This is a genomic window from Pseudonocardia adelaidensis (assembly GCF_039543345.1).
Taxonomy (GTDB): Bacteria; Actinomycetota; Actinomycetes; order Mycobacteriales; family Pseudonocardiaceae; genus Pseudonocardia; species Pseudonocardia adelaidensis.
Genome location: NZ_BAABJO010000048.1, coordinates 34,385 through 56,776 on the forward strand (window position 1 = coordinate 34,385; position 22,392 = coordinate 56,776).

Below are 22,392 nucleotides of genomic sequence, written 5' to 3' on the forward strand. Positions count from 1 at the left end.
GGGCGCCTCACGTCGTGCGGCCGAGCCCTTCACTGGACGTGAGCAGCTGCCCGGCACGCCGGGAGGCCCCGGGCCGCACGATCACGAGGACGATGCCCAGCAGGACCCAGGCCGCGGAGATCGCCGGGTAGATCCCCGCCGCGCCCTCCGGGTACGGCACGACGTTGCGGAGCAGCGTGTAACCGAGCAGCACCAGCGCGAGCGCGGGAACCACGATCTCCCAGGCCGCCACCTCCCGGCGCCCGGAGAAGAACAGCAGCCGCGCGGCGCCGACGGTGGCGAGGGCGTAGACGACGAGCAGGATCAGCGTGCCGATCGTGCCCGAGGCCACGAACAGCGTGAACGGCTCCCCACCCAGCACGAACCAGGTGAGGCCGATGATCACGTACATCCCGACGACCACGGTGACCGTCGCCAGGGCCGGGGTGCCGCGGGCCGCGGAGACCCGGGCCAGCGGCGCCGGGCCGACCCCGTCGCGGGAGAGCGCGAACAGCAGCCGCGCCGCGCTCACCGCGCAGGCGAGCGCGCACGCGAAGGCGCTGATCGCGGCGCCGATCGTGATGAGGTGCCCGACCCAGGAGGCGACGTACTGCGTGCCGAGGTCGCCCAGCAGGGACGACGACGCGGTGAAGGCGGCGACGCCCGCGTCGTCGGTGCCGAACCCCATCACCTCGATGGCCGTGACGAACACGAAGTAGACGCCACCGAAGATCGCGGTGCCGAGGATCGCGCGCGGGATGCTGCGGCGCGGTTCGCGGGCCTCCTCGCCGAGCGTCGCGGCGGCCTCGAACCCGGCGAACGACAGGAAGCCGAACACGACGCCGAGGAACAGCGCCGAGGCGTCGGTGCCCGGCGCGACGGTGAAGACCGACAGGTCGACGGTGTGCCCGCCCGGGGCGGTGCCGCCGGCCAGCCGGACGAGGATGACCACGGAGACCAGGAGGATCAGCGCGACCGTGACGCCCTCGATCGACAGCAGCACCCGCGTGCCGCCGCGCACCGGGGCGATAGCCAGTGCGAGCACCCCGAGCAGGGCGACCGCCCCCACCGCGAAGCCCGCCCACGGCGGCTGCCCGGTCCAGATCCCGAGCCCCTCCAGGAACGCGGCGCCGAAGATCCCGGCGGCCGTCGAGGTCACCACGCCGTAGAACGTGTACGTACCGAGCAGCGCCCAGCCCGCGACGACGCCGGCCCGCGGCCCGAGCGTGGCGCCGACGAACCCGTAGACGCTGCCGGCGTGGTGGAACCGCTGGCACAGCCGCACGAACGTGTACGCGATGAGCAGCACGCCCACGGTGGCCAGTGCGAACGCCAGCGGCACCGCACGCCCGACCGTGCCCGCCGTGCCCTGCGGGTTGATGTTGGCCGCCATCGACGGTGCCATGAGGGCCAGCGAGAGGCCGATCGCCTCCCACACGCTCAGCTCGCGGCGGAGCCGGGAACCCGTGGTCGAGCTCTGCGCCATTGCAGTCACCCCTTCCGACCAGCAGATGATCGACCCGAACGGCCGCTCAGGCAACGGGCGTTCGGGTGGCCGAGCGCGCGGGGCGGAGCGCGAGCAGCCCGGCGGCACCGAGGATCCCGCCGGCCGCGGAGATCACCATGACCGGCGTGTAGCTCCCCGCGGCGGTGCGCAGCCATGCGGCGCCCAGCGGCGCGAGCGCCTTGGTCACCGTGAGGATCGCGGCCATCAGCCCGGCCAGGGTGGCGTAGCCCGCGACGCCGTAGCGCTCGGCGAGCAGCGCCGGACGGGCGATGGTGCTGACCCCGAAGCCCAGCCCGACGGCCAGCACGCACCCGACCGCGGGCACCAACCCCTGCCCCACCACCGGCAGCAGCGCCAGCCCGGCCGCCTGGAGGACGAAGACGACGGCCACCACGGCCGTGCCGTACCGGCGAGCGGCGACCGTCGTCACCACGCGCCCGGTGACCGACATGATGCCGAGCAGGCCCGCGACGTTCGCGGCGACGGTCGGTGCGTGACCGAGCTCGCGCAGGTACGCGACGAGGTGCACGCCGACCACGAAGATGCCGACCCCCTGGGCGACGAAGACGCCGCTGATCAGCCAGTACCCCGGGTCGCGCACGGCGCGCGCGCTGTTCTGCCGCGCCTCACGACGCTGCGGTACGAGGTCCCGCGGCCGCCGGACCAGCAGGTGCAGCGGGATGGTGAGCCCGCCGTAGATCACGGCGAGCACGACGAGCGCCTGCCGCCAGCCGTACGCCTCGACGAGGACGGCCGTGAGCGGCATGAAGATCGTCGACGCGAAGCCGCCGACGACCGTGATCACCAGCATCGCGGTACCGCGCCGCTGATCGCGGAACCAGGTGACCACGACGGCGAACGCCGCCTCGTACAGGACGCCCGCCGAGGCGACGCCGAGCCCGAACGACACCGCGTACAGGGCGGGGACGCTCGTCACCTGCGACCACGCGAGCACGAACAGCGTGGCGAGGACCGAGCACCCGGCCATCAGCGCGCGGCCGCCGCGCCGGTCGAGCCAGCGCCCGGCCGGCACCGAGGCCAGTGCCGTCGCCAGCAGCGCCACGGTCTGGGCGCCGGTCACCGCGGTCCGGTCCGCGCCCAGCGCCTCCTGCATCGGCACCAGCAGCACGGCGAACGCGTACGTAAGAACCCCGTAGCCCGCCGTGGCCGTCACGGCGAGCGCGGCGACCATCCACCACCGGTAGGTCGGACCCCCCATGCCGACACCGTACGGATCACGCGCGGGCGGCGGCACCCGAACGACGGGGCGGAGGTGAACCCGCCCGGCCTGCCGCGCAAGCCGGCCTCGTGACGGTCGTGAGTGGATACGAGTGCCGGAGCACTCGTATCCACTCACGGGTCGGGATCAGCGGCGGACGACCGTGTGCTTGAACTCGTTGAGCTCCGGCCAGCCCGTGAGCAGGTCCACGACCCGCTCGATCGCCTTGATCGACGGTGCCGGCTCGCTCCCGAGCGGAGCGCGGTCCATCAGCCGGACGAACACGGCCTCGTCCCCCGCGATGAACGTCGGCACGCCCCACACCGTGTGCGAGGCGACGTAGCCCTCGTGCTCCTCGCGCACCGTCGCGAGCGCCGACCCCGAGTCGACCCGCTCGAACACCGCCGAGGCCGGAGCGCCCTGCTCGGTGAGCACCTTCTCGACGACCGCCCGGTCCTCCAGGTGCAGGCCGTCGTCGTGCCGGGCCGCGAACAGCGCGCGGTGCACCGCCGGGAACAGGTCGGGGTACTCGTCCCGGACCACGACCCCGGCCTGGAGCGCGAGGATCCCGGAGTCGTCGGCGGGGTTGTCCCACACGCTCACCCCGCCCTCCTCGACGTGCGCCTGCCCGAGCGAGAACGGGAGGAACCGCACATCCCAGTCGGCGCCGGCCGCGAGCCCCGTGAGGAGGTGCTCGTGGGCGTTGCGGGCGAACGGGCAGCGGTAGTCCCAGGTCACGGAGAAAGAGGTCGCCATGAGTGCCTCAGCACCTGCGGGAACCGCCCTATTCCGGGTCGACCGGGGGTTCGTGGGCCCGTACCGGTGGCAACGGCGCGGGTGCCGCGCGCACCTCGACCCGGGAGAGCTGCCCGGTGCAGCCCTGCGCGAGCCGCGAGGTGCCGATGTCGGTGGTGACCGCGTTCGGGTTGCCGTGCACGCAGGTGGCGACGTCGGGGGCGCTCGGGTCGAACCACGCCCCCGTCGAGAGCTGCACGACGCCGGGCGCGACGTCCGTGGACGGCACCAGCCCGGCGAGCACGCTGCCGACCCGGCTCTCCACGAGCACGACCTCGCCCGCCACCAGCCCGCGCGCGGCCGCGTCGCCGGGGTGCATCCGCACCGGCTCGCGCCCCGCCACCTTCGCGCCCGCGCTGCCGGCGCCGTGGTCGAGCTGGCTGTGCAGGCGGGTGGCCGGGTTGTTCGCCACCAGGAACAGCGGGTAGGGGCCCGTGCCCGGCGGGTCGGCGAGGAACTCGGGTGCGAGCCAGGTGGGGTGGCCGGGGCAGTCGTCGTAGCCGAAGGACGCGATCGTGCTCGAGGAGATCTCGATCCGGCCGCTCGGGGTGGGTAGCGGGTGGGCCGCCGGGCCGGCGCGGAAGTCGGCGTAGAGGACCCGGTGCCGCGTGACGCCCGGAACCTCGATCCGGCCCTTCGCCCAGAACCCCGCGAAGTCGAGCCCGGGGTCGTCGCCATCCGGTAGCGCGTCCCGCCAGCTCTCGTACAGGTGCTCGAGCCATTCCCGCTCGTCGCGGCCCTCGTCGAACTCCTTCCCCACGCCGAGCTCGTCGGCCAGGGCGCGGAAGATCGCGAAGTCGGACCGCGCCTCGCCCCGGGATTCGGTGACCCGTGGCATGGCGACCAGCGCGTCGCTCCCGCGGGCGCAGCCGATGTCGTCCCGCTCCAGGGTGGTGGAGGCGGGGAGGACGATGTCGGCGTGGCGCGCGGTCGCCGTCCAGAACTGCTCGTGGACGATCACCGTCTCCGGCCGGGAGAACGCCCGCCGCAGCCGGGCCAGATCCTGGTGGTGGTGGAACGGGTTGCCGCCCGCCCAGTAGACGAGCCGGATGTCCGGGTACCGCAGCCGGGCACCGTCGAAGTCGAACCCGGCGCCCGGGTGCAGCAGCATGTCCGCGATCCGCGCCACCGGGATGAAGTCCCGGACGGCGTTCTGCCCCTGCCGCAGCGTCGGCAGCGGGCCGTCGACCCGCGGGCCGCCGATCCCGGCCATCGACCCGTAGCCGTGCCCCACTCCCCCGCCGGGCAGACCGATCTGGCCGAGCACGCAGGCCAGGGCGATGCCCGCCCACAGCGGCTGCTCGCCGTACCGCGCCCGCTGCAGCGACCAGCTGAGCGTGATCATCGTGCGGTGCGCGGCCATCTCCTGCGCCAGCGCGGCGATCCGCTCCTCGGCGACCCCGCAGATCCCGGACGCCCACGCGGCGTCGCGCACCACACCGTCGGTGCGCCCGTCCAGGTAGGCCCACCACTCGTCGAACCCGACGCAGTGGGTGCGGAGGAACTCCGCGTCGTGCAGGCCGCGCCGGACGAGCGTGTGCGCCAGCCCGAGCATCAGCGCCGTGTCGGTGCCCGGGATCGGGACGATCCACTCCGCGTCGAGGTCATCGACGAGGTCGTCCCGCAGGGGTGAGACCAGCACGAACCGGGCGCCCCGCTCCCGCGCGCGGCGCAGGTGTCCGATCGTGGTGTGCCGGGCGACCCCACCATCGTTGACCTGGGCGTTCTTGGCCGGAATGCCGCCGAAGCAGACGAACAGCCCGGTGTGCTCGGCCAGCACCGGCAAGCTGGTGGGCCGCATGATCGGGTCGTCGCTGCCGACGATGCGGCGCAGCAGCGGCCGGGCGGCACCGAGGCTGTAGGTCTCGACCGAGCGCGTGTAACCGCCCAGGACGTTGAGGAACCGGTGGACCTGGCTCTGCGCGTGGTGGAACCGGCCCGCGCTCCCCCAGCCGTAGGAGCCACCGAAGATCGAGGCGTTGCCGTACGTCGAGCGGCACCGTTCGAGCTCACCGGCCGCCAGCGACAGCGCCCGCTCCCATGCGACCGGCACGTAGTCGTCGTACCCCCGCCGCTCGTCCGGGCCGGCACCCCGCTCCAGGAAACCCCGTCGCACGTGCGGGACCAGCACCCGCACCCGTTCGTCGAGCATCGCCGGGACGTTCCGCAGCAGGGTGTGGGCGGGGTCCGGGTCGCCCGGGTCCGGCCGGACGTCGAGCCCGGCCGCCGTCTCGGCGGCGTCGAAGATCCCCCAGTGGGAGAGGTGGGAGCTGTGCGCTTTCACGAGGCGCGCTGTCACGAGGCGAGCATTCCTTTGAGCACCGAGAGGGCGCCACCGGCGATGGCGAGGGACAGTACGACGGACCGGCCCGCCCGCTCCCCGAGCAGACCGGCGATCCACCGGCCACCGAGCGTGCCCGCCAGCACCGCGACGACGCAACCGAGAACGAGCCCTCCGGGCAGGTGGGCGTCGTGCTTGACGGCGAGCGACAGCGCGTTGGTGACGATGCCGACGACCTGCACCGTGGGCACGAAGCCGGCGGCCGGCAGGCGCGTGCTCGCGCCGTAGACCGCGAGCGCCGGCCCGCCGACCCCGGCGGTGACGTTGCTGAACCCGGACACGAACCCGGCGACGAGGCTCCCCGACGGCCGCACGAGGCCGGGGAAGCGGCACCCGGCGGCCACGAGACCAGCCGCGCCGGCCGCGAGCCCGCCCACGACGACGAGCAGCACGGGATCGGGCAGCGCCCTGGCGAGCGCCGCTCCCGGCACGATCGCGACCACGGCACCGGCGCTCAGCATGGCCGCTGCCCGCACCTCGACGGTCCGCCACGTCGCGGCCAGCACGAGGGAGGACGTCAGCAGCGACAGCAGGTTCGCCAGTGCCACGCCCTCGTACGGCCCGAGCACGAGCACGAGCAACGGCCCCGACACGAGGGCGAAGCCGAGGCCGGTGCTGCGTTGGAGGACCGCCCCGACGACGACGGCGCCGACCGCGAGGACCAGCTCCACGACCGCCGGGTCACCGGCCGGCGGCGTCGTCGACCACCCGGACGAGGCGCTGCAGTGCGGGCACGGCGACCTCCTCGAGATCCTCCTCGAGCCGGGGGCTGCCGACGACGGACGCCCACACCGCGCGCCCGGCGAGGAACCCGGAGGCCCCGGCCTCGCAGGCGAGCCGCACGGCGTCGGGGAACCGGGCCGCCGGCACCCCGGAGGAGAGCACCACCCAGGCGCCGCCGACGAGGTCGTCGATGCGCCGGCAGCCCTGGAGGATCTCGGCGTCGGTGCCGTGGCCGTGGGTCGGCACCTCGGTCTTGTAGACGTCGGCGCCCAGGTCGCCGAGCTCGCGGGCGGCCGCGAGGATGCCGGCGTCGGCGTCGAAATCCCCACCGGCCAACGGCGCGCGCGACACGGGCTCGATGATGCTCACGAGGTCGCGCTGCCGGCAGCGGGCGACGAAGTCGCGGACCATCGCCACGCGGCGGTCCCGGTCGCCGTCGGGCCGCCAGACGACGAGCAGTTTGAGCGCCACCGCTCCCTGCGCGGCGAGCGCGTCGAGGTCGAGGGACGCGTCGAGCACGGAGTCCCGCACGAACTCGTGCTCGCCGGGGACGAACTGGTCGGCCGCGGCGATGAGCGCGCACGACGGGTCGACCGCGCCCGCGGCGAGCACGGCGTCCCAGCCGAACTGCGGGTCGACCAGAACGGCCGAGGCGTGCGGCGTGAGGGCGCGGGCCGCCGCCACCTTGAACGCCGTGACGTCCTCGTCGGGTACCGGGGCACCGGTCCGCTCCGCGATCATCGCCCGCAGGGCCTCCCGCTGGTCGACGGCCAGCATGGCGAGCCCGCCGGACGGGCGGGCGAGGCGCTTCAGGGCAGGGTGACCGGTCACAGCAGGCTCTCCAGCGGTTCCGACGAGCAGGTGGATGGATGTTCGAAATCTATCATCCACTGTGCGATCCGAGCCACGACTAACATCCGGTCCGTGAGCGACCCGACGGAGCCCGCGACCGGTGCCCTGCGCTACGACGCCGCTCCACGCCGCCGCGACGCGATCCTGGAACGGCTGCGGGAGAGCGGGCACATCTCGGTCTCGGAGGTGAGCCAGGCCCTCGGCGTGTCGGAGATGACCGTGCGCCGCGACCTGCGCCGCCTGGCCTCCACCGGCGACGCGACCCTCGTGCACGGCGGCGCGAGCCTGCCGGCCGGTTCGCACGGCCGACCGGTCTTCGGGGCGAGGGCGCTCGAGAACGCCGAGGCCAAGCGGCGCATCGGAGCGGCGGCCGCCGCGATGGTCGCGGCCCACGACACGGTGGGCGTCGACGCCGGCACGACGGCCCTCGAGGTGGCCCACGCGCTGCCGGAGGACTTCTGCGGCTGCGTGGTGACGCACTCGGTTCCCGTGCTGGCCGCCCTGCTCCCCCGCACGTCGACCCGCGTGATCGCGGTCGGCGGGGAGATGCTGCACGACAACCAGGCCCTCATCGGCCCGAGTGCCGCCCAGTTCGCGCAGGGCCTGCGGCTGCGCACGTTCGTGCTCGGCGTGAGCAGCATCGACGCCCGCGGCGTCTACGTCCGTTCCGAGCTGGAGCTCAGCGTCAAACGCGCGCTGCTCGACGCCGCCGAGGACGTCGTGCTGGTCTGCGACGCCTCGAAGGAGGGGGGCCCGGGCACCGTGCGCGTCTGCGACCTGGACCGCATCGACACCGTGGTGACCGACGCCCCGCTGAGCGACGGGCTGACCCGGCGCCTGAACGAGGCGGGCACCCGGGTCGTCGTCGCCCGCTGACCGGTGCGCGGGCGCGGTCCCTTGACAGCACCCCCGTGGCCACCCACACTGCATGCAATGTTCACTTCCGAACAAACGTCGGCGACTGCGGTCGGGGACGTCCCGCTGCCGGCGTCCCCCGTCGCCGCGGTCCGGCTGCGGGTGTTCCGCAGCCCGGTCGTCGACGGAGTCGCGATGTCCTTCGCGCCCATGACCCACCGGTCCATGGGCGTGGTCGAGGTGGAGCTCGAGGACGGCAGGCGCGGCCTCGGCGAGACGTGGCTGAACTACCCGGCGTGGGCGTGGCGCGAGCGCGCGGCGACCGTCGCCGAAGGGGTCGCACCCCTGCTCGTGGGCCGCACCCTCGCGACGCCTGCCGAGGCGCACGCGCTGCTCGGGGCCGCCCTGCGACCACTCGGCCGGCAGTGGGGCGCCCCGGGGCCGGTGCACCAGGCGATCAGCGGCGTCGACACGGCGCTGTGGGACCTGGCCGCCCGGCACGCGGGCGTGCCGCTCGCGGTCCTGCTCGCGGGGACGGCGGTGCGGCGAGAACTTCCCGTGTACGCCTCCAGCCTGGGCCCGGACGGCGTCGCGGCGACCGCGGAACGCTGCGCGGGCGCGGGGCACACGGCCGTAAAGGTCAAGCTCGGATTCGGGCGGGACCGGGACCTGGAGAACCTGCGCACCGCGCGCCGCGTGCTGGGCGACGGGGTCCGGCTCTACGGCGACGCCAACCAGGCATGGTCGCTCGAGGAGGCGCTCGCCGTCGTCCCCGCGCTGCGGGACGCGGGCCTGGAGTGGCTGGAGGAGCCGATCACCGGTGACGACCCGGCCGAGCTCGCCGAGCTCCGCCGCCGCGGCGGACTGCCCCTGGCCACCGGCGAGAACCTCTACGGCGCCGCCGCCTTCGCGGCCTACCTGGAGCGGGGATCCGTGGACATCGTCCAGCCCGACCTGTCGAAGGTGGGCGGCCCGACCGAGTACCTGCGGGTCGCCGCGCTCGCGGCGGGGACCGGCACCACCGTCAACCCGCACCTCTACAACGGCGCCGTGGCCGCGGCGGCCACCCTGCAGGTCGCCGCGGCCGTGCCGGCCACCACCGCCGTCGAGTGGGACGTGCGCGGCAACCGGCTGCGCGCGGCAGTCGACCACCTGCTGACCGGCCACGGGACCGTCCGCGTCCCGGACGGGCCCGGACTCGGCGTCGACGTCGACCTCGACCCGCTCCGCGACCTGGAGGAACACCTGTGAGCACCGTGGTGAGCAGCGCCGTCGTCAGCGACACCGACGCGATCGTCGGCGAGGTGCTGACCGACCCGGCGGCCGTCGTCGTCGACGGCCACCGCCGCGCGACGTCGTCCCGGCGCCCGATCGTCGGGCCCGTCGACGGCCTGCCGTGGACCGAGGTGTCCGTCGGGGGGCGGCGGGACGCGGACGACGCCGCCGCTGCCGCCGCGCGGGCGCTGCCGGCCTGGTCCGCGACGCCCGCCCCCGACCGGGCCGCCGTGCTGCGTTCCGTCGCCGCCGAGCTCGAGGCCGCGGCGGCGTCCGATGCCTGGCCCGCCCTCGTCACCCGGGAGACCGGCAAGCGGCTCGCCGAGTCCCGCGGGGAGCTGGGCCTGTCGGCCGTCTACTTCCGCGTCATGGCCGACCTCGTCGAAGAGGGGCGGGAGCGCGCGCTCGACGCGGTCGCCGGCACCACGCACCACGTCGAGCCGCAGCCGCTCGGCGTGGCCGCGGTGCTCACGCCGTGGAACTTCCCGGTGTCCATCCCGGCGCGCAAGATCGCCCCCGCGCTCGCCGCCGGGTGCACGGTGCTGTTCAAGCCGTCCGAGGTGGCACCGCTGTCGTCGATGGTCCTCACCGCCGTGCTCGACCGCCACCTGCCGGCGGGCACGGTGAACACCGTGCTCGGCGAGCCCGCGGACGTCGTGGACCCGTGGCTCGCCCACCCGGACGTGCAGGCCGTCTCGTTCACCGGCTCCACGCGGGTCGGCAGGCTCGTCGCCGCCGCGGCGGCGCCCCGGTTCCTGCGCACCGTGCTCGAGCTCGGCGGGTGCGCGCCGTTCGTGGTGCTGCCCGACGCCGACATCGAGGATGCGGTGCGGACGCTGCTCGTGGCGAAGTACCGCAACAACGGGCAGTCCTGCATCGCCGCGAACCAGATCTTCGTGGCGCGCGAGGTCGCCGACGCGTTCGTCGACGCCTTCGTCGCCGCCACCGAGCGGCTCGTCGTGGGCGACCCGCTCGACGACGGCACCGACGTCGGCCCGCTCGCGCCCGCGGGCGACCCGGCCCGGCTGGCCGCGCTCGTGGACGACGCGGTCACCGCCGGCGCGCGGGTCGCCGGCACCCGGGCCTCCGTGCCCGGGCAGGGGCACTGGTTCGCCCCGGCCGTGCTCGTCGACGTACCCGCGTCCGCCGCGGTGTTCCGGGACGAGGTGTTCGGCCCCGTCGCGGCCATCAGAGCCTACGACGACCTCGGCGAGGCCGTCGCGCAGCACCGGGCGACCGGGTACGGGCTGGCGGCCTACGTGTGCGGCACCGACGTCGCCGCCGCGCGGGAGGTCGCCGGGCGGCTGCGGGCGGGGATCGTCGGGATCAACACCGGCACACCCAACTACCCCGGGGCGCCGTTCGGCGGGCTCGGCCGGTCCGGCACCGGGTACGAGGGCGGCCCGCACGGCCTCGACGCCTTCCGGGCGTGGCGCACCACCGCCGTCGCCGGTGGGAGCACCTCCTGATGCGCATCGTCATCGGCCAGACCGGGGCACCGACCGCGGTGGTCAACCGCAGCGTCGCAGGCTTCCTCGACCGGGCCGCGGGCGCCGAGGTGCTCGTCGCCCGCGGTGGCCCGGACGCGCTGGTGCGCTCCGCCCTCGACCCGCTCCCTCCCGGTGGGTTGCCCGCCGACGAGGTCGAGCGGGGCGGGTCGTGGCTCGGCGGCGGGCGTCGCGCCATGACGCCCGACGACGTCGACGCCGTCGTGACCGGCCTCGCCGGGCGCGGGGTCGACGGGCTCTGCCTCGTCGGCGGCAACGGCACGATGGCGCTGCTCGACGCCGTGGCCCGCCGCGCCGCCGAGCGCGGGGTGCCGCTGCGGACCGTGGGCGTGCCGAAGACCATCGACAACGACCTCGACGGCGTCGACCACGCGCCCGGGTTCGCCTCCGCGGCGCGGTTCGTCTCGACCGCGACGCAGGACATCGCCCGCGACCACCGCGCGATGGTCTCCATCGAGCCGGTCCGCATCGTCGAGACGATGGGCCGGGCCACCGGCTGGCTCGCGCTCGCGGCCACGCTGCCGGTGCCCGGCGACGACGAGCACGTCGTCCACCGCGTGCACCTGCCCGAGCTCGGCTTCGACGTCGAGGAGTTCCTCGCCGACGTCGCCGGGCTCGTCCGACGCCGGGGCCGCGCGCTCATCGTCGTCAGCGAGGGCGTCGCCGCCGAGCTCACCGCGCTGCCCATCCACGCGGCCAACCACACGACGCTGCTCGTCGGCGGCGTCGCGCGGCGGCTCGCCGAGCTCGTCACCTCCGAGCTCGGCCTCCCCGCGCGCGGCGAGGTGCTCGGAGTCGCGCAGCGCTGCTCGTCGCACCTCGTCAGCGCCGTGGACGCCCGCGAGGCCGTCGACGTGGGGCGCGTGGCGGCGCGCACGCTCCTCGACCGCACCGCGCCCACCCGCGTCATGGTCGGCGTGCAGCGCCTGCCCGGACCCGGCTACCGCGCACACCACCCGCTGGTCCCGCTCGCCGGCGTGGCCGCGCGGGTGCGCGGTGTCCCCGAACGCTGGAGGCGCCGCGACCCCGCCCGCCTCGGCGACTTCCACACGTGGCTGGCCCCCCTCGTCACGACCCCCACGGCAGCGTGCACTGCTGCAACAGCCCGGGAGGCATCATGAAATCCCCCGCCCGCATCCTCGGCTGCGTCCTCGGCGCGGCCCTGCTGGCGCTGCCCGCGTGCGGCAACCCCACCGACGCCGCGAACGGCGGTGGCGAGGCGATCACCCTGGTCATGTCGAACCACCCGTGGCAGCGCGGGATCGAGCCGCTCATCGACCGGTTCGAGCAGGAGTCCGGCATCACCGTCAACGTGCAGACGTTCGCCGAGCAGCAGACCCGCGACAAGGTCCAGCTCAACCTGCAGTCCCGCAGCAACGCGATGGACGTCTACATGACCCTCCCGTCGCGCGAGGGACCGCTCTTCGCCTCGTCCGGCTACTACGAGCCGCTCGACCAGCGCCTCGCCGAGGCGCCCGCCGAGTACCGGGCCGACGACTTCAGCCGCGGCGCCATCGAGGGCATGAAGGTCGGCGGCACGACCTACGCCCTGCCGATCAACGTCGAGGGGCCGGTCCTGTACTACCGCACCGACCTGTTCGAGCAGTGGGGCCTCACGCCACCGAAGACGGTGGACGAGCTGCTCGGAACGGCCGCGGCCATCAAGGGCCGCACCTCGGACGTCACGCCGATCACCCTGCGCGGGTCGGCCGCGGCACTCCCGTTCACGTTCGGCCCCTTCCTGCACGGCACCGGCCTCGAGTGGGCCACCGGGCAGGGCGCTCCCGCGTTCGACGACCCGCGGGCCGCCAAGGCCATCGACCAGTACGCCACCCTGGCCCGCGAGTACGGGCCGCCCGGTGTCATCAACTACTCGTTCACCGAGTCGTCCACGCTCTTCGCCCAGGGCAAGGCCGCGATGGAGCTGGAGTCCAGCAACGAGCTCGACAGCCTCGTCGACCCGGGCAGCTCCACCGTCGCCGACCACGTCGGCGTCGTCCCGGTGCCCGGTTCCGCGCCCACGGTGCTGTCCTGGGGCATCGCGATGTCCCCGTTCTCCCAGCACAAGGACGCGGCCTGGGCGTTCATGCAGTGGGCCACGAGCCCCGCGACGCAGCTCGAGCTCACCAAGGCCGACATCGCGCCGCCGCGGACGTCCGTGTCCCAGGACCCCGCCTACACCGGGTCGCTCGACACCCCGACCCTCCAGCAGTGGAGCGCGGCGGTGGCCGACCTGCAGGAGAACGGCAACGTCGAGGTCGGTCCCGTCGGGGCGAACGCGCCGGCGATGCGCCAGGTCATCGGGGACGCCGTCGGGAAGGTGATCCTCGGCGAGGCCACGCCCGAGGCGGCCGCCGCAGAGATCCAGACCGGTCTCGCGTCGCAGCTGGCGAACGGATGACGACCGTGACCACCCGCGAGGCAGCCGCCCCGGCCGCCCCACCACCGGCGCCGTCGCCGCCGCGGTCCCGCCGGGGCGGCGAGGTGACCCCGGTGGCCCGCGGGGTCTGGCCGCTCATGGTGCCGGCGCTGGTCGTCACCGTGACGCTGGTCGTCCTCCCGGTCCTGTACACGGTCTGGCTGTCGGTGTCCGACCTCCGCCGGGACGGCACCAACGCCGGGTTCGTGGGGCTCGACAACTTCGCGCGCATGGCCCAGTCACCGGAGTTCTGGAACTCGGTGCGGGTCACGCTGGTGCTCTTCGTCGGGTGCCTGCTCGTGGAGACCGTCCTCGGCATCGCGCTCGGCTACCTGATGAGCATCGACGTCCCGGGCCGCAAGCTGTTCCAGGGCCTCATGCTCATCCCGGCGATCACCGCGTCGGTGGCGGTGGCACTGGTCTGGATGCTCATCTACGACCCCACGCTCGGCGCGGCCAACCAGTTGCTCACCGCCGTCGGGCTCGACCCCGTGGTGTGGCTGGGGGATCCGGACATCGCCCTCTGGTCGATCGCGCTCGTCGACGTCTGGCAGTGGACGCCCTTCATGGCGCTCATCATCGCCGCGGGCATCCGCTCCCTGCCCGCCGAGCCGTTCGAGGCCGCGTCCATCGACGGCGCATCGGGGTGGCGCAAGGCGCTGCACGTCGGCTTGCCGCTGCTCACGCCGGTGATCTCGGTGGCGATGCTGCTGCGCACGGTGGACCTCGTGCGGTTCTTCGACACCGTCTACATCATGACCCAGGGCGGGCCGGTGAACTCCACCAACACCCTCAACGTCTACGGCTACCGCGCCGCGTTCATCGACCAGCAGACGAGCTACGCGGCCGCGCTCCAGCTGAGCCTGCTGCTGCTCGTCGTCGTCATCGCGGGCGCGTTCACCCTCTGGCGCAGGAGGCGCAGCCTTGACTGACACCATCCGGACCAGCCCGCGCCGGCTCGTCCAGGTCTACGCCCTCTACGTGCTCGCGGCGCTGGTGTTCTTCGGCCCGGTCCTGTTCATGCTGTGGTCGGCGTTCCGGCGCAACGTCGACATCACCGGCTCGATCTTCGCCCTCGCCACGCCGCTGACCCTGGACAACTTCACGAACCTCTTCGACCGGTTCGTCTTCTACTACTACATCCGCAACAGCTTCATCGTGGCCGGCGGGTCGACGCTGCTCGGCCTGGCCCTCGGCGTGCCCGCCGCCTACGTCATCGTCCGCCGGAAGGTGGCGAGCATCGGGTTCGTCATGCTGCTCGCGCGGATGGCCCCCGGCGTGCTGTTCGTGCTCCCCCTGTTCGTCCTCTCGGTGGAGATCGGGGCACCCTCGAACAACGGCCTGAACTTCGCTCTGCTCGTCACCGCGCACCTCATCATCACGCTGCCGCTGTGCATCTGGCTGCTGGTGCCGTTCTTCGAGGAGATCCCGGTGAGCCTCGAGGAGGCGGCCATGCTCGAGGGCTGCACGGTGTGGCAGCGGTTCCGCCACGTCGTGCTGCCGCTGGCGCTGCCGGGACTGTCGGTCGCCGTGACGCTCTCCTTCATCTTCTCCTGGAACTACTTCCTGTTCGCCCTGGCGCTGGCGAACGCCGACACGCTGCCGCTGCCGGTGATCGCGTTCAACTTCATCGGGCAGGGCGCGAGCGACTACGGAGGTCTCATGGCGGCCAGCACGCTCATCTCACTGCCCGCGCTCCTGCTCACGATCTTCGCGCAGCGCTGGCTCGTGCGCGGGCTCACCGGCGGGGCGGTCAAGTGACGGGGACGATCACCCGGCGCTCGGCCCGCTTCCGCGGCGACGCCGTCATCGACTTCACCGACGACGACCTGCCCGCGCCCGCCGCGGGCGAGGTCCGGCTGCGCGTGGACGTGTGCGCGCTCTGCGGCTCCGACAAGCGCCTGCTCGCCAGCGGCTCCCCCGTGGTGCCGGGCCACGAGATCGCCGGGACCGTGGTGGCGACCGGCGAGGGCGCGCAGCTGCCCACCGGTACCCGCTGCATCGTCTACATCCCCGTCTTCTGCGGCGGGTGCGACCAGTGCCGGCGGGGCCGGACCAACCGGTGCCTGCAGCTGCGGGAGCTCATCGGCTGGCAGCGCGACGGCGGGTTCGCCGACGTCGTCGACGTCCCCGAGCGGTGCGCGCTCCCGGTACCGGACGACATCCCCCAGGACGTCGCCGTGCTCGGCCTCGACACCGTCGGCACGGCGGCCCACGGCCTGCGGCTCGCCCTGCGCACGCAGGACGAGCAGCCGCGGCGCCTGCTCGTCGTCGGGTGCGGTCCGCTCGGTCTCGGTGTCGTGGCGGTGGCGCGGGCGCTGGGCATCGAGTCCGTCGACGCGTTCGACCCGCACCCGGGGCGGCTCGCGCTCGCCGGGCGCCTCGGCGCGGGCACGCGGGTGGACCTGGACCCGGAGAACCAGTACGACGTCACCGTGGAGGTCAGCGGCGCCGCTCCCGCCCGGGACGCGGCGCAGCGCGTCGTCGTGCCCGGCGGCGCCGTCCTCGCGCTCGGCGAGTCGAACGAGCCCTACACGATGCCGGCCACCCCGCGGTGGCGGCGCACGGACTGCTTCACCGTCCGTTCGTTCTACTTCCCGCTCGCCGAGGTGGAGGGCAACTGGGACCTGCTGCGCCGCTGCGGCCCCGACCTGCGCGACGTGCTCGCGCACCCGCTCACCCTGCCCGAGCTCGCACGGGCCTTCGACCGCTTCGTGGCAGGCGACCTGCTGAAGCCCTACATCGTCTCCGGAGCGTCCGCATGACCGCGCCCCTGCTGTTCGTCCTCGCCGTGGACCAGCGGCCGTGGCTGACCAAGGCCCTGTGGGGCCACACCGGCACCGCCACCCCGGACCAGCGGGCCGCCGCAACCCGCGCCAAGCACGCCGTGCTCGACGGGCTGCTCGCCGCGGTGGACGGCGGCGTCCCCCGCGGGGCCGCGGGCATCCTCGTCGACGACGAGCTCGGACCGGGGGTGGCGGAGCGGGCCCGCGCCACGGGCGTGACCCTCAGCATGCCGCTGGAGCGGGCCGGCCTCGACGTGTACGAGGACGCACCGGCCGACGTCCCGGCCCACCTCGCCCACCACGCCCCCGACCTCGCCAAGGTGCTCGTCCGCTACAACCCGGAGGGCGACCCCGACGCGAACGCGCTGCAACGGCGCCGCCTCGCGGCCACCGCGCGGGCCGTCCGCGACGCGGGGTCCCGGTTCCTGTTCGAGCTGCTGGTCCCGCCGACCCCGCGGCAGCAGGGCGCGGGGTTCGCCGACGACGTCCGGCCCGGTCTGGCCCTGCGCGCGATGGAGGAGATCGCCGCGGAGGTCCCGGTCGACGTCTGGAAGCTCGAGAGCCTCGGTCCGGATCAGGCCTACGCCGACGCCGTCGCGCTCGCCGCCACGCACGACGCGACGTGCCTGCTGCTCGGCGCAGGCGCCCCGGCGGCACAGGTCGATGCGTGGCTGGCGCGGGCGGCCCCGCACGGCTTCGCGGGCTTCGCGGTGGGCCGCAGCATCTGGTGGGACGCCGTGCGCGCGCTCCTGGCGGGCGAGACCGACCACGGCGCGGCCGTGTCGGCGATCGCGTCCCGGTACCGCCGTTTCGTCGATGCCTTCCTCGACGCGTCCCGCACCGCGGCTCCCCTCGCCGGCGCCGGCGGGGCGACGAGATGACCGACACGCTCGGGCACCCCGACACCAACGAGCGCGTCGGGGAACGGGTGTACCGCGTCCTGCGCGACCGCATCCTCACCGGCGAGCTGCCGCCCGGGTCGCGGCTGTCCGTCCCGGCGATCGCGCGGGAGCTCGGCCTGAGCCGCAGCCCCCTGCGGGACGCCGTCCTGCAGCTGGTCCGGGAGGGGCTCGCCGAGGAGACGTTCAACCGGGGTGCCGTGGTGCGCAGGCCGAGCCGCGAGGACCTCATCAGCCTCTACGACGCGCGCGAGGCGCTCGAGGGCATGGCCACCCGGCTGGCCACGACCGGGTTCACCCCGGCCGTGCGACGCAGGCTCCGCGACCTGCTCGCCGACCACGACGAGGTCGTCGCCGCGGGCGACTTCACCCGCCACATCGACGTGGACGCCGCGTTCCACCGCGAGATCCGCCGAGCGGCGGGCAGCCCCGTGCTCGCCCGCATGCTCGAGGAGATCCAGGGCCAGGTGATGCTCGCGATGCGCTCGACCAGCGTCACCGGCGGGATGGCCCAGGCCGTCGCCGACCACCGGCGGATCTTCGAGGCGCTGGCCTCGGGTGACCCGGACGCGGGTGAGGCCGCGGCGCGCCACCACATCGCACGGCTGAAAGAGCTGCTCCGTGCCCACCCCTGACACGCGGGTCCGCACCCGGTCGCTGCGCTTCGCCGGCCCCGGCGACGTCCGCCTCACGGCCGGGACCGACCGGGCACTCGCACCGCACGAGGTGCGGCTGCGCCCGCTCGCCGTCGGCGTCTGCGGCACCGACGCCCACATCGTCGGCGGCTCGTTCCCCGCGGAGCCGGGCGTGGTGCTCGGCCACGAGGTCTGCGGCCGGGTCGTCGAGGCCGGCGACGGCGCCACCACGCCTCGTGTGGGCGACCTCGTCACGGTCGAGCCGCACGACTACTGCACCGCGTGCACGTGGTGCCGGGCCGGGCAGGAACACCTGTGCTCTGCCAAGCGCGGCTACGGCGTCCGCCTCGACGGCGGGATGGCGGAGTCCATGATCGTGCCGGCGCGGATCGCCTACGTCCTGCCCCCGGACACGGTGCCGTGGGTCGGCGCCCTCTGCGAGCCGGTGGCGTGCTGCGTGCACGCCGTGGACCGCCTCGGCGTGGTCGCGGGCGAGGCGCTGCTCGTCATGGGGTCCGGCCCGGCGGGCGCGGTCCTGGTCGCGTTGGGGCGCCTGCTCGGCGCCACCCCCGTCGTCGCGGCCGACACCCGGGAGGCCCGGCGCGACCTCGCCCGGCGCATGGGCGCCGACGTGGTGATCGACCCGCGCGACCCGGAACAGCTGCGTCACGCGCTCGACCTCACCGGCGGGGAGGGCTTCCCGGCCGTCGTGGACGCGGTCGGCTCGTCCACGGTGCTCGAGCAGGCGCTGACGATGGCGCGCCGGGGCGGCCGGGTGCTGGAGTTCGGCGTCGCGGCACCGGACGACGTCGCCGCCGTCCGGCCGCACGACCTGTTCAGCCGCGAGCTCACGCTCCTGGGCTCGGTCATCAACCCGTGGACCCATCAGCGGGCCGTGGCGCTCCTGCCCCGGCTCGGCCTGGAGCACCTCACGCCGGCGTTCTACGGCCTCGACGGGTTCGACGACGCGCTCGCCGCGCAGCGCCGCGGCGACGTCGACAAGGTGTTCGTGGCGCCCGCGGGCGAGGCTGCCGCCCTCGGCGGGTGACGACGCCGCGGCCGGCGCGGCGGTACGGTCACTCCGTGGCTGGCGAGGACACCGTTCCGCACGAGACGGTGGTGCTCGAGGTCGCGGGGCGGAACGTGCGGATCACGAGCCCGGGGAAGGTCGTGTTCCCGGGCACCGGCGCCACGAAGCTGGACCTCGCCCGTTACTACCTCGCCGTGGCGGAGCCCCTGATGGCGGCCATGGGCGGCCGCCCGGTGCTGCTGCAGCGCTTCCCCAAGGGCGCGGGCGGCCCGTCGTTCTTCCAGAAGCGCGTCGCGCCCACCGCGGCCGACCCGTGGCTGACCACCACGGTGGTGTCGACCCCGAACGGCACGACGTCCAACGCACTGGTCGCCGTCGACCTCGCACACGTCCTGTGGGCCGTGAACCTCGGCTGCCTCGGCTTCCACGTCTGGCCCGTCACCGCCGCCGACCCCGCGCACGCCGACGAGCTGCGGATCGACCTCGACCCGAGCCCGGGCGTCACGTTCGCGATGATCCGGGAGGCGGCCGCGGAGACGAAGGCGCTGCTCGACGAGCTGGGCGTCGCAGGCCACCCGAAGACCACCGGCAACCGCGGCATCCACGTCTACATCCGTCTCCAGCCCCGCTGGGACGGGATCGAGGTGCGGTCGGCTGCCGTCGCCGTGGCCCGCGAGCTCGAGCGGCGCCGACCCGACCTGATCACGGCGGCGTGGTGGAAGGAGGAGCGGGGCTCCCGGGTGTTCGTCGACTTCAACCAGAACGCCCCGCACAAGACCGTGTTCGGCGCCTGGAGCGTCCGTGCGAACCCGACCGGCCAGGTGTCCGCCCCGTTCGACTGGGCGGAGCTCGTGTCGATCAGCCCGCCGGAGCTCACGATCGGCTCCGTCCCGGCCCGGCTCGCCGAGCGTGGCGACCCGTGGGCGGGGATGTCGGCGCACCGGCAGTCGCTCGAGCCGCTGCTCGCGCTGCACCGGCGGGATGTGGCCGACGGGCTCCCGGACGCCCCGTGGCCACCGGTCTACCCCAAGATGCCGGGCGAACCGCCCCGCGTCGCGCCGAGCCGGGCGAAGAAGTCCTGAAACTCGGGCGGCGGCTCAGCCGACCAGCAGCACGAGCTTGCCGCGCACGTGACCGTTCTCGCCGGCGCGGTGCGCCTGCGCGACCTCGGTGAGCGGGAAGGTCCGCGCGACCCGGAGCGAGAAGCGCCCGGACTCGACCAGCCGGCCGATCCCGGCGAGCGCGTGGACCGCACGGCCGGCGTCGCCGCTGCTGAACCGCACCCCGTGCTCGCGGGCGCCGCCGACGTCGGCGAGCGTGACGACGTGCTCCGCGCCGCCGGCGAGCCCGATGAGCTCGGGAAGCACCCCGTTCCCGGCGACATCCAGTGCGACGTCGACGCCGTCGGGCGCGAGCGCGCGGACCCGCTCGACGACGCCTTCGCCGTGGGCGACGGGCTCGGCTCCCAGTGACCACAGGTAGTCCTGGTTGGCCGAACCGGCGGTGCCGATCACGCGCGCGCCGCACGCCACGGCGAGCTGGACCGCGGCGCTGCCGACGCTCCCGGACGCGCCGTTGACCAGCAGCGTGCTCCCGCTCCCGACCCCGAGCTGGTCGAGCGCGCGCGTGGCGGTCTCGACGGCGGCCGGCAGCGCGGCAGCGGCCGGGAAGCCGAGCGATGGCGGGATCGGCGCGTAATGGGCCAGCACCGCCAGCTCGGCCTGGGCAGCCCCCTCGGCGGAGAAGCCGAACACGCGGTCGCCCAACGCGACGTCCGCGACGCCCTCGCCGAGCTCGTCGACCACGCCCGCCGCTTCGTGCCCCAGCGTCTGCGGGAGTTGCTCGTCCATCAGCCCCCCGCGCTTCTTCCAGTCGCTCGGGTTGACGCCGGCGGCGCGCACCACGATCCGGACCTGGCCCGGGCCCGGGTGTGGATCGGGGAGATCCACCACCTCGAGGACCTCCGGCCCGCCGAAGCGGGTGAAACGGACTCCCCTCATCGTTCGCTCCGATCTCGACGGTCCGCCGGCGTGGCGCCCTGCGCCTGAGGTCCCGGGCGGGATCGGCCCGGCAGCACGCACCGGGGATCTCCGCGCGCTCCAGCCCGAAGATGACGACGAGGGCACCGATGATCAGGGTGCAGGTGAGCCGTCACAGCGCCGGGTCGATGCGGCCGGGGTCTGCGACGCCGGGCATGAACGCTCCTAGATAGGCTGGTCTATCTTACGAGTGCCACGGTAGCGTGCCGCTAAGATAGACAAGTCTTTCCAAGGAGGGCGGATGCCCGAACGGCGCCGGGGCGCGGCACTGGAGAAGGCGCTGCTCGACGCGGCGTGGGAGGAGCTCGCGGAGAACGGCTACGCCAGGTTCACCATGGACGCCGTCGTCCGGCGCGCGGGCACGAGCCCACCGGTGCTGTACCGCCGCTGGTCCGACCGCGAGGAGCTGGCCACGGCGGCCATCGCCCACGTCCTGCGCGAGTCCCGCCTCGACGTCCCCGACACGGGAAGCCTGCGGGGCGACATCCTTACCCTCATGCGGGAGATCAACGCCACCCGCGTCCAGCTCCTCACCGTCATGAGCGCGCACCTCGCCGGCTACCACCAGGCGACCGGAACCAGCCCCGGCGACCTCCTCGACCCCGTCGCGACGGGGCGCAAGGAAGCCGTCGACGTGCTCTTCGACCGCGCCGTCGACCGCGGCGAGATCGGACCCGAACGCCTCACCGAACGCATCAAGTCCCTTCCCTTCGACCTGCTGCGCCACGAGTTGCTCACGACCTTCGCCCCCGCACCCGACCGCGTCCTCGAAGAGATCGTCGACACGATCTTCCTCCCGCTCGTGCGCTGACCGCGGCGGTGCTGGGCGGTACGACGGATCGACCCAGCCGTTCCCGGCTGTAGGGCGCGCCATTCCCGACGAAACCATCTCTGCCGGGCGCCTACGCAACTATCCTGTGGTCGCAATTCCTTTCCCGCGCCTCAGACCCGTTCCGCGGAACGCAATCTTCGGCCGATCTTTCTCGCCCGGGCGAGCCGGATCGCCTCGGGATTCGACGCCACCCACATCAGCGAGGTCTCGGACGCAGTCACGCCCGTTCGGTTGCGCGGGGTGCGTGCGGAGGTGGCTGGATTGGCACAACTACCGAGCCCTGGGGTTGCTCTGGCGGCCGTCCCCGACCGGCGGGCACGCCCGTCTGCGACGAGCCCGTCTCTGCCGGGTGCCCACGCAACTGTCCGGTGGTCCCGATTCCCTCCCCTGTCCTCCCGAGAAGTGGTTGCTGCCATCGTTGACCGCGTTCCGCGGAACGCAGTCTGCGAGGCCAGAAAAATTGTCAGACGTCGATGTCATCCTGAAGTCGAACACCACGCCGACTCAGGGGAATTCCATGTCTGCCGCCGCTATTGTTTCGCTGCCCACCCCGCTGCAGGGAATGAGCACCGATGATCTGGAATCGGAGCTGTTGGGGTTGGCCGGGCACATCGCCGCCGCCCAGGCCCGCTTCCTGCAGTTGGTGGCCGAGTTCGACGACCGCGACGGGTGGGCCGGTGACGGGATCCGTTCGTGTG

At 74.1% G+C, this 22,392-nt stretch carries 21 protein-coding genes; 14 read left to right on the forward strand and 7 right to left on the reverse strand.

Features of this window, described 5'->3' with window-relative positions; genetic code table 11:
* Nucleotides 1-7: 7 nt before the first annotated feature.
* The 6 genes from ABEA81_RS39195 to ABEA81_RS39220 form a co-directional block, all read right to left on the reverse strand.
* Entirely contained in the window at nt 8-1,465 is a 1,458-nt protein-coding gene (locus ABEA81_RS39195) for an APC family permease (RefSeq protein WP_345612623.1), read from the reverse strand.
* A 46-nt stretch (nt 1,466-1,511) separates the two neighbouring features.
* Entirely contained in the window at nt 1,512-2,705 is a 1,194-nt protein-coding gene (locus ABEA81_RS39200; RefSeq protein ID WP_345612625.1) for an MFS transporter, read from the reverse strand.
* Between the two features lie 147 nt (nt 2,706-2,852).
* The gene (locus ABEA81_RS39205) at nt 2,853-3,461 is read right to left on the reverse strand and encodes a DsbA family protein (RefSeq protein WP_345612627.1); all 609 of its coding nucleotides are present in this window, start codon (nt 3,459-3,461) and stop codon (nt 2,853-2,855) included.
* A 28-nt stretch (nt 3,462-3,489) separates the two neighbouring features.
* A complete protein-coding gene (locus tag ABEA81_RS39210) occupies nt 3,490-5,799 on the reverse strand; it encodes a molybdopterin-dependent oxidoreductase (protein ID WP_345612629.1) in 2,310 nt (769 codons plus the stop codon).
* Complete coding sequence (locus tag ABEA81_RS39215) at nt 5,796-6,512, reverse strand: TSUP family transporter (RefSeq protein ID WP_345612631.1); 717 nt, start codon at nt 6,510-6,512, stop codon at nt 5,796-5,798. Before ABEA81_RS39215 ends, ABEA81_RS39210 begins: the two co-directional genes overlap by 4 nt.
* 10 nt (nt 6,513-6,522) lie before the next feature.
* Nucleotides 6,523-7,395 (reverse strand): hypothetical protein, encoded by an 873-nt coding sequence (locus tag ABEA81_RS39220; RefSeq protein ID WP_345612633.1) that lies wholly within the window; start codon nt 7,393-7,395, stop codon nt 6,523-6,525.
* A gap of 93 nt (nt 7,396-7,488) precedes the next feature.
* Here ABEA81_RS39220 and ABEA81_RS39225 point away from each other — a divergent pair, with 93 nt between their 5' ends.
* The 12 genes from ABEA81_RS39225 to ligD are packed head-to-tail and all read left to right on the forward strand — an operon-like array spanning nt 7,489 to nt 19,905.
* Nucleotides 7,489-8,292: a DeoR/GlpR family DNA-binding transcription regulator gene (locus ABEA81_RS39225; RefSeq protein WP_345612635.1), complete on the forward strand. Its 804-nt coding sequence runs from the start codon at nt 7,489-7,491 to the stop codon at nt 8,290-8,292.
* Between the two features lie 57 nt (nt 8,293-8,349).
* Nucleotides 8,350-9,522, forward strand: coding sequence for a mandelate racemase/muconate lactonizing enzyme family protein (locus tag ABEA81_RS39230; protein ID WP_345612637.1), 1,173 nt, complete (start codon nt 8,350-8,352; stop codon nt 9,520-9,522).
* Complete coding sequence (locus tag ABEA81_RS39235; RefSeq protein ID WP_345612639.1) at nt 9,519-11,015, forward strand: aldehyde dehydrogenase family protein; 1,497 nt, start codon at nt 9,519-9,521, stop codon at nt 11,013-11,015. The genes ABEA81_RS39230 and ABEA81_RS39235 overlap by 4 nt, the downstream gene beginning before the upstream one ends.
* A complete protein-coding gene (locus ABEA81_RS39240; RefSeq protein ID WP_345612641.1) occupies nt 11,015-12,175 on the forward strand; it encodes a 6-phosphofructokinase in 1,161 nt (386 codons plus the stop codon). Before ABEA81_RS39235 ends, ABEA81_RS39240 begins: the two co-directional genes overlap by 1 nt.
* Nucleotides 12,172-13,455, forward strand: coding sequence for an ABC transporter substrate-binding protein (locus ABEA81_RS39245; protein ID WP_345612643.1), 1,284 nt, complete (start codon nt 12,172-12,174; stop codon nt 13,453-13,455). Before ABEA81_RS39240 ends, ABEA81_RS39245 begins: the two co-directional genes overlap by 4 nt.
* Nucleotides 13,452-14,405: a carbohydrate ABC transporter permease gene (locus ABEA81_RS39250; protein WP_345612645.1), complete on the forward strand. Its 954-nt coding sequence runs from the start codon at nt 13,452-13,454 to the stop codon at nt 14,403-14,405. The genes ABEA81_RS39245 and ABEA81_RS39250 overlap by 4 nt, the downstream gene beginning before the upstream one ends.
* On the forward strand, nt 14,398-15,234 hold the full coding sequence (locus ABEA81_RS39255; RefSeq protein ID WP_345612647.1) for a carbohydrate ABC transporter permease: 837 nt from the start codon (nt 14,398-14,400) through the stop codon (nt 15,232-15,234). The genes ABEA81_RS39250 and ABEA81_RS39255 overlap by 8 nt, the downstream gene beginning before the upstream one ends.
* Nucleotides 15,231-16,238, forward strand: a complete 1,008-nt coding sequence (locus ABEA81_RS39260; RefSeq protein WP_345612649.1) for an alcohol dehydrogenase catalytic domain-containing protein — start codon at nt 15,231-15,233, stop codon at nt 16,236-16,238. Before ABEA81_RS39255 ends, ABEA81_RS39260 begins: the two co-directional genes overlap by 4 nt.
* Nucleotides 16,235-17,140 (forward strand): 2-deoxy-5-keto-D-gluconate 6-phosphate aldolase domain-containing protein, encoded by a 906-nt coding sequence (locus ABEA81_RS39265; protein ID WP_345612651.1) that lies wholly within the window; start codon nt 16,235-16,237, stop codon nt 17,138-17,140. The genes ABEA81_RS39260 and ABEA81_RS39265 overlap by 4 nt, the downstream gene beginning before the upstream one ends.
* Nucleotides 17,137-17,793: a GntR family transcriptional regulator gene (locus ABEA81_RS39270; protein ID WP_345612653.1), complete on the forward strand. Its 657-nt coding sequence runs from the start codon at nt 17,137-17,139 to the stop codon at nt 17,791-17,793. The genes ABEA81_RS39265 and ABEA81_RS39270 overlap by 4 nt, the downstream gene beginning before the upstream one ends.
* Entirely contained in the window at nt 17,780-18,841 is a 1,062-nt protein-coding gene (locus ABEA81_RS39275; protein ID WP_345612655.1) for an alcohol dehydrogenase catalytic domain-containing protein, read from the forward strand. The genes ABEA81_RS39270 and ABEA81_RS39275 overlap by 14 nt, the downstream gene beginning before the upstream one ends.
* 35 nt (nt 18,842-18,876) lie before the next feature.
* The gene (gene ligD, locus ABEA81_RS39280; protein ID WP_345612657.1) at nt 18,877-19,905 is read left to right on the forward strand and encodes a non-homologous end-joining DNA ligase; all 1,029 of its coding nucleotides are present in this window, start codon (nt 18,877-18,879) and stop codon (nt 19,903-19,905) included.
* Nucleotides 19,906-19,920: 15 nt separating this feature from the next.
* Here ligD and ABEA81_RS39285 read toward each other — a convergent pair whose 3' ends face one another.
* Nucleotides 19,921-20,823 (reverse strand): NADP-dependent oxidoreductase, encoded by a 903-nt coding sequence (locus ABEA81_RS39285; protein WP_345612658.1) that lies wholly within the window; start codon nt 20,821-20,823, stop codon nt 19,921-19,923.
* Between the two features lie 280 nt (nt 20,824-21,103).
* Between ABEA81_RS39285 and ABEA81_RS39290 the strand changes: the two genes are divergently transcribed.
* On the forward strand, nt 21,104-21,673 hold the full coding sequence (locus ABEA81_RS39290) for a TetR/AcrR family transcriptional regulator (protein ID WP_345612659.1): 570 nt from the start codon (nt 21,104-21,106) through the stop codon (nt 21,671-21,673).
* 439 nt (nt 21,674-22,112) lie between these two features.
* On the forward strand, nt 22,113-22,392 hold a 280-nt coding region (locus ABEA81_RS39295; protein ID WP_345612661.1), incomplete at its 3' end, for a hypothetical protein.